The organism is Blautia sp. OM07-19, from assembly GCF_003481595.1.
In the GTDB taxonomy this organism is placed as follows: Bacteria; Bacillota; Clostridia; order Lachnospirales; family Lachnospiraceae; genus Blautia_A; species Blautia_A intestinihominis.
Map to the genome: position 1 here is coordinate 81785 of NZ_QULA01000017.1, position 6370 is coordinate 88154.

The following is a 6370-nucleotide window of genomic DNA, read 5'->3' on the forward strand; positions in this document are numbered from 1 at the left end:
AAATGCAGATCAGTTTATTATTAATGGAAGAAATCATAAAGCTTTTTGTGATCATGTTTATGGGATATACAGTTGTAAAAGCCGGACTTATGAAGTCATCGGAGAGCAAAAGCGTGTCCGTGATCATGGTTTATCTGGTCATCCCGTGCGTGATTCTGAATGCCTTTCAGGTAGAATACACACCCGATGTTCAGAAAGGCCTGCTTCTGGCATGCGCGGCAGCAGTTGCAGTACATATCCTGTTTCTGCTCCTCACCGCAATCCTGAAAAAACCACTCCATTTAGACGTGATCGAACGCGCAACGATCATCTATTCAAACGCAGGAATCCTCGTAATCCCGCTGGTACAGGAATTACTTGGTCAGGAATACGTCATCTACTCCAGTGCCTACATTGCCGTCCAGCTCATCCTGATCTGGACTCACTGCAAAAATATGCTCTGCGAAGAAGATAAACTCGAGTGGAAAAAAGTACTTCTGAACGTAAACATCATCTCCATCATAGCCGGAGTAGTACTGTTCATCTTCCGAATCCAGCTCCCCTCCGGAGCCCAGGACGTCCTGAACATGATGAACAACATGATCGGTCCACTCGGCATGCTTCTGGCAGGAATGGTCATCGCAGAAGTCCCACTGAAAACTGTATTCACCAGAAAAAGAATCTACCTTTCCGCCGCACTGCGCCTGTTCATTTACCCGGTGTTTGTTTTGGGATTGATGAAAGTAATCCAGACATTCGCCAGCATACAGGATTCTAAACAGATTCTTCTGACTGTCTACCTCGCCTCCATAACACCCGCCTGCGCAACCGTCACTTCCATGGCACAGCTCTATGATAAAGACGCGGCGTATTCCAGTTCGCTGTATGTATTAACGACACTGCTGTCGATCGCGACTATGCCGGTGATGGTGGGATTGTTTGAGATGGTGATGTGAGGAAATTGAATAATTGAGATTAGAGATTGAGACACTGACTGAGAGGTTGGTGTCTTTTGACATAAAAAAAGGTTGCAAAAGGCAACCTGTAATAATCGGGACGGGGAGGATTTGAACCTCCTAAGCGCGCTTGAACCAGTATTTTAAGGAGAATAGATAAATTGACCACCCCGTACGCGCCGTATACCACCAATTTATTGTTTGAACACATAGGCATCTCTCCCTTTAAAGCGATAACAATTTGTATTATCATTAAAAATAGAGTGATTATCTCCGCTGTGACTCCAAGACTCAGAAAGCCTAAAATACTGAGTTCTAACAAAATATAATAACAATAATACTGTATAATAAAATTGTTGGTATTGCAAGCGCTTTTTAGGATATTGAAGAAATGAATAAACGTAACTATTCAGTAGGTAGTATCCCGCGAGGTGTTTTGGCATGTTTTTGCCAAAATCCCGAGACATACAAGGCAAAATGCCATCACCGAAGGTGATTTGGAATGCATTTTGACTCGTAACTGTGAGGGTACTGAACAGTTACGAATAAACAATAATTGAGCCTGAATTACTTAGGATAGTTGAGTTAAAGGAAAATAAAGATGATATTAAAGTAAGTAAAGATTTACAAGAAATAAATAGAGTAATGGCATTGGATATGAATAATTATCTAATGCCAAGGACATGTATGATGTACAAGATTATGATGATCCAGAGGAGTTTTATTTTGATCATATGGACGAATTTGAAGATGTTCAGGATGCAGAGGAGTATTGGGAAGAGTCACAGTAGAGAAAATGAACAAAATCCCCGTAATCTCTGGTCAGATAAGCAGATAAGGTGTATACTAAAAAAGTTACACTTGTTTATTAAATTTATGGATGAGGGGAAATATGAAAATACAAAAAAGACTATGGATTGCATTGGTTACTTTCGGATTGTTTGCCATTGTTTTTTCCACATGGATATATAATCAGAGTACATCGAGAGAGAAGTTGTCTTTTGACGGTACTGTGACATTTGAAGCAACGCAGGAAGTGGAGGGCGAGATCAAGACAGAGAACATGGTTTTGCCGGAGGAGTTTAATGGACAACGGTCGCTTTTGTTTAAAACCACGCATACAGCTGTGGAGGTTCTTCTTGACGGTGAAGAAATTTACCAGTATGGCAGAGATGAAAATGCACCTAAATTTCTGAAATCACCGGGTTCCTGCTGGCATATTGTAGATCTTCCAGAGAATAGTGCAGGGAAAAAACTGGAGGTACGGATACTTCCGGTATATTCGAAATACTATGGAAATGAGTTTTCACTTTCTTTTGGAACGAGGGGCGATTGTGTCCTGAGAATTCTGAAAGACAGTTTCGGGATATTGCTTATCAGCTGTGGGATTTTGTTTTCTGGGACAGTCAGTCTGATTTTGTACTTTTCGAGTATGAGAAAAAAGAACAGAGCAAAATCAGTGGGCAAAAATGAGATTTTATTGAATCTTGGAATCTTTTCTTTGCTGATTGCGATATGGTCATTGCAGCAGTGTGGATTTATGCAGTTTCTGATCCCGGATGGAAGAACTCTTTATTTTGTGGATCTTTTTTCCTTTTTGCTATTTCCGGTGCCATTTACTTTTCTTTTATATGATATCTGCAAAAGCAAGTATCGTAAAGGCGTGTTATACCTGGCAATTTTGTTCCTGCTGAATATGGCAGTACAGGTCATACTTCAGTGTGCAGGAATCATAGATATTTTCCTTATGCTTCCGATGACGCATATATTAATGCTGGTTACAGTTGTCTATACATTGATGCTGATTCATTATGAGGCAGAAAAAATAGAAAATGAAGCAGCACGGGAGTTTAAGTATCCATTGTATATCATAATGGTATCTGGTGCGGCAGAACTTGCTTTGTATTATATCAGAAATTTTGAAACTACGTCCATATTCCTTCCGCTTGGAACCATGGGATTTATTGTTTCGCTGATCTGGATACAGGTATACAGATATTATGACCAGTATGTTCAGAAACAGAAAATTGCATATCTGCAGAAGATGGCAAATATGGATATGCTGACGGAAGCGATGAACAGAAATGCCTACGAAAACATGATCAAATATCTGGATGAGCAGGAAATTGAGCTGCGGACGACAGGTGTTGTATTACTTGATGTAGATAATCTGAAAGAGATCAATGACAATTTCGGACATGAAAAGGGAGACGAAGCACTGAAGCTTTGCTACCAGTGTATCCGGCGTGCGTTCAAAAATGAAAAAAACTGTTTTCGTATTGGCGGTGATGAGTTTGCATATGTGTATCATAGTGAGGAAAAGGAACAGATTCCTGGCTGCATAAATGTACTGGAACGGACTTTGAAAGAAACGTCACGTGATCTTAGTTATCAGTTGAGTATTTCAACAGGATATGCATATTATATTCCGGATACAGATATTGATTTTAAGGACATAGTAAGACGAAGTGATACGATGCTGTATCGCCAGAAACGCAGGAAAAAAGTTGCAAAGACAACGGGGACGGAAAATACATTTTCCTATATGGAAAAACATCCTGCAGAAGATATTATTGATGAAGTGATCCTCCACGAGAAAAAATATCAGGATATGCCGTTGGATGAGCTTTGCAGTATGATTGATCTTATCAGTCCTACCACCGATAATTATCCGTATGTTATAGATTTCAGGACAGATTATTATTATATTGCGCCACAGGCACTGGAGCGATTCTGTATTCCGAAAAATGCTTTTCACAAGGTAATGGAGTATCACAGAGATTTTGTCTATGGGTCTGATTATGCAAAGCTGAAAGCAGAATTTGATGATCTGCTAAGTACAGAGCGCTGTACTCACAATATGGAGTATCGCTGGATGGATCTGAAAAAAAGGCCTGTCTGGATCAAATGCAAGGGACATTTGATACGCGATGCCAAAATGAAGCCTCTTTATATGATTGGCTGCATCAATGAGATTGGTGGAAAACAAAAAGCGGACAATGTCAGCGGGCTTTTGGGTGAAACTGGTTTCCGTGAATACATAAGTAATCCGGTTCCGACCTGGAAGAAGGGATATCTGTTGCGTGTTGGAATTGATCATTTTAAAGAAATTAATGAGAAATTCAGTATGGAATATGGAGACTTTATACTGAGAGAAACAGCGGCATGTATTTCTTCGTGTATGTCAGAAAAACAAAGAGTATATAAACTGATGGCAGATGAATTTTTAATTCTGGATGTTTCCTCGGATGATACAAAAGAGGCAGGAAAACTTTTTATAAAGATCAGGGAGTCCATCGATCAGTTTGTTGAAGAAAATGATTTTGAGGTAATGTATACAATTTCAGGAGGAAGTCTGGCTCTGCACAGTTCTGAGAATATTGAATATTCAAAAGTTATGAAGCTGACAGATTTTTCATTGAATGAGGCAAAGAAGCGCGGAAGAAATCGTTGTTATATATTTGATGAAAAAGACTATAGTCGGTTTATTCGAAAAGGAGAAATTACACAGGAACTCAGAGAGGCGACAAGAAATGGATTCCAGGGATTTGTGGCATTTTACCAGCCAGTGATCGAAGCTAAAAGTGGCAGGCTCAGTGGAGCTGAATCATTGATGCGTTTTTCTTCTTCAAAGTTTGGAATGGTATCTCCAGTAGAATTTATTCCAATTTTGGAGGAGACAGGCCTGATCATTCCGGTAGGACGCTGGATGATGAAAGAAGCAATGGAAAAATGTAGTCAGATCAGAAAAGTGATTCCTGGATTTAAAGTCAATATAAATATTTCCCAGGTACAGGTATCAAAGTCAGATGTGATCATAGATATTGCAGACGAGATGGAAAAAGCAGGACTTTCACCGGAAGCAATGAATATTGAACTGACGGAAAGTGATCTGCTGGAGGGAGATATTAATACGCAGCATTTCCTAAAGGAATTAAAGCGTATGGGAATTAAACTGGCACTGGATGATTTTGGAACCGGCTATTCTAATTTCCATTATCTCAGTGAACTTGATCCGGAGATCATCAAAATTGACCGTTCTTTTACATCGAGTGCTGTGGCAGATGAAAAAGAGTATTATCTGCTGAAACAGTTCTGCAGGATGATCCATAATCTTGGCTTGAAGATTTGTATTGAAGGTGTTGAAAACCAGGAAGAATGGGCAAAGATCCAGAAGCTTGAACCAGATTTCGGACAGGGATTTTTCTGGGGAAGGCCTTGTGGCTATGATGAGTTTGTAAGACAATTTATAGAGAAGAAATAAAAAATATCCGGTATAGAAACATAAGCGTTCTGTATCGGATATTTTTTTCTGTATTACATATCGAGGCACTGATGCTGGTTAAATGCTAAGCAGGAAAAGTGCCAGAAAAATGATTCCCATTGCGATCCATTTGTTAAGTGATAAACGTTCCTTAAAAAAGATCATACCTGTAATAGTAACAAACACAATGGTACCGATGTTATATACAGGATATACGATGGTTGCCGGCATTTGTGAAAGTGACAGTAGCAGAAATCTGGCGGAAAAATAATTTGGTATACCGATAAGTGCTCCCCATCCGAGATCAGCGAAAGTAAAACGCTGCTTCTTGTAAGTCTTTATAATCAGGCTGCACAGGAATGCGAAGAGAAATGTACAAAGCAGGTACAGATCCTTCAGGGATGCAGAACCACATTTGTCGTAGATGTTTGCAAGAGAATCCGTGAAACCTCCGGCTGCTAACAGAATCAATAACAAAGAAAACTGGTAAGAAACATTTTGATTTTTGACTTCGTTCGGATTCTGATTAATGATAACGACGGAGATCAGTGCAAGACAGATACCGGCAATGGAGGTAAGGGTCAGGGTTTCATGAAAAACTACAACAGCCATAATGGTTGGTACGATAACGCCAAGTTTCATAAATGTTGTTGATAATACAATGCCGTTTCGGTTTATATTGACCTGAAGCAGAATAAAATTGACAAGGTACATAATTCCGCTGATGAGTCCCATGCCTATTGGAAAAATCACTCCTTCTGAAAATGCGGATGTGTTGACACGTAAGCCAAATAATATGGCTAATAAGATACAGACAGCATAATTTGAGAGAAACATGGTCATATTGTTTCGGATGTGCTTGTCTGAAAGACGCATTGTAATTGATACGAATGCACTGAAAGTGATAGATAGTAATAAATAATACAATTTTTCCTCCCTGTGTGAAGGCAGATCCCGATGAGGATGATACCTTTTTATTTGTAAAATCAGAATTCAGTGTAACATATCAGGCGGTGGAGGGAAAGAAGTTTTTTGTGAATAGCTTTACTGTAAAAAGCTTCCATGCTATGATTATTTTTATCCAATGCGTCGTAAAACCCCTTGCTTTAGCTCTTAACTTGCCCCATAAGTAATCATAGATATTTATATGTTCCCATGTTATACTAAAGAA

The 6370-nt window shown here is 39.3% G+C and carries 3 protein-coding genes; 2 read left to right on the plus strand and 1 reads right to left on the minus strand.

From position 1 onward, the window contains the following. The first annotated feature begins 2 nt into the window (after positions 1 to 2). Positions 3 to 935, plus strand: coding sequence for an AEC family transporter (locus DXC01_RS12350; RefSeq protein ID WP_118699019.1), 933 nt, complete (start codon positions 3 to 5; stop codon positions 933 to 935). Positions 936 to 1827: 892 nt separating this feature from the next. Then, on the plus strand, positions 1828 to 5199 hold the full coding sequence (locus DXC01_RS12355) for an EAL domain-containing protein (protein ID WP_118699020.1): 3372 nt from the start codon (positions 1828 to 1830) through the stop codon (positions 5197 to 5199). A gap of 78 nt (positions 5200 to 5277) precedes the next feature. Here DXC01_RS12355 and DXC01_RS12360 read toward each other — a convergent pair whose 3' ends face one another. After that, positions 5278 to 6126, minus strand: a complete 849-nt coding sequence (locus tag DXC01_RS12360; protein ID WP_022213319.1) for a DMT family transporter — start codon at positions 6124 to 6126, stop codon at positions 5278 to 5280. Between the last annotated feature and the right edge of the window lie 244 nt (positions 6127 to 6370).